This window comes from Pedobacter sp. 01N416 (assembly GCF_056399685.1).
The window spans coordinates 1-1,287 of the sequence record NZ_JBFTRT010000877.1 but is presented as its reverse complement, the minus strand read 5'-3'; the positions used below and the strand labels follow the sequence as shown (position 1 = coordinate 1,287).

The 1,287-nt window shown below is 36.0% G+C and carries 3 protein-coding genes; 2 read left to right on the top strand and 1 reads right to left on the bottom strand.

Annotated features, from left to right (window positions below):
• Positions 1 to 59 precede the first annotated feature (59 nt).
• Both AC1DND_RS28065 and AC1DND_RS28060 read left to right on the top strand, forming a co-directional pair.
• On the top strand, positions 60 to 383 hold the full coding sequence (locus AC1DND_RS28065; protein WP_477586163.1) for a hypothetical protein: 324 nt from the start codon (positions 60 to 62) through the stop codon (positions 381 to 383).
• 250 nt (positions 384 to 633) lie between these two features.
• Positions 634 to 969: a hypothetical protein gene (locus AC1DND_RS28060; protein WP_477586161.1), complete on the top strand. Its 336-nt coding sequence runs from the start codon at positions 634 to 636 to the stop codon at positions 967 to 969.
• 86 nt (positions 970 to 1,055) lie between these two features.
• Here the strand turns inward: AC1DND_RS28060 and AC1DND_RS28055 are convergent.
• On the bottom strand, positions 1,056 to 1,287 hold a 232-nt coding region (locus tag AC1DND_RS28055), incomplete at its 5' end, for a hypothetical protein (RefSeq protein ID WP_477586159.1).

The window sequence follows — 1,287 nt, the reverse complement described above, 5'->3', positions numbered from 1 at the left end:
CATCAACGAAGGTGGAGGAAAAATGCCCGAAAGTAAAGGCCCATGTAATTAATTGAAACATGAAAAAACGAAATAAGACAATATTGATCATCATCCTAGGGATAATAATCATCAGCAATTTACCACCTGTATATTATTTTATTGGAGAAAACTACAGCTATCAAAATGCAGATAAAAGCTTCACCTTTACAGAGCAACCTGGAACCATACAAAACTTCGAAATGGCAGAACTAAGATTTGAAAGTTTTAAGAATAGACATCCCAATAACACCAATAAAATTTTATATCGAACCTTCACCATAAAACCATGGAAATTCTGGGAATGGTGGCAGATGATCTCTCACAATAAAAAATTCAGATTATCTGTTACAACCACAAAGTGACCCAAGGTTTGAATCCCAGAAGGTCCACAGAAATTCAAAAACCATCTTTAAGGCAACTTAAAGGTGGTTTTCTATTTTTACGTTAATTTTGCAATCATGCTTATGACCACATAAGCACATATTTTGTGTTCGAATCCTTTCGGATCAACTATATCGTTAATGATTTAAACAGGCATAGGTTTTACCGAAGGCAAAGCCAGCTGACGAGAAAGCTTGTTGAAATGTTATATTTGCTTAACTGTTTTAATTAATGCCTCCAAAAAAACCTCCATATCAAAAACAAAACTGGTTTGATGATCTTCCTGCATTTGTAAAGGTTCTGCTATTTATTCTTTCCTGTGGTTTTCTCTATTGGCTTAAAACCAGGCAGCAGGAACTCGATCGAAGGGAAAATATCCGGGCACTTATCCCTGATATTGTTACTGCTTTAAAGGATATCGCTAAAAAGCAAAATATGGTTTTGTATTTTTCCAATTACGACGCATTAAACCTTCGGACAGCGCATCGAGAGCTGCTGGCGGCGGTTCCAAAAGACTACCGGAACTGCGGTCTGGATAGCGATGAGCAGGCGGTGCTATCCCGTTAAATATCAAAATACATTACCTCATTTTATACTAAATCCATTAAACTCAAATACCCAAAAATATCGGATATTTGAGTTTAAAGTACTTCCTATTTATCTGATTTAAATAAAGACGGCAATTCACTATAATAATCAGGTTGATATTTGGACATGAGATCACCCGTTAGGCTAACACTATACTCGAATAAGTCGAAATCGAACCTAAAAAAAATTTCCTCATCAAAAAACTTCCTATTCTTCTTGTAAAGTTTTTCACTAATCTGATAGGACATCGCATCATCAAAAAGAAACCGCTCCGCTACCACCTGGTCAAGAAAAAGC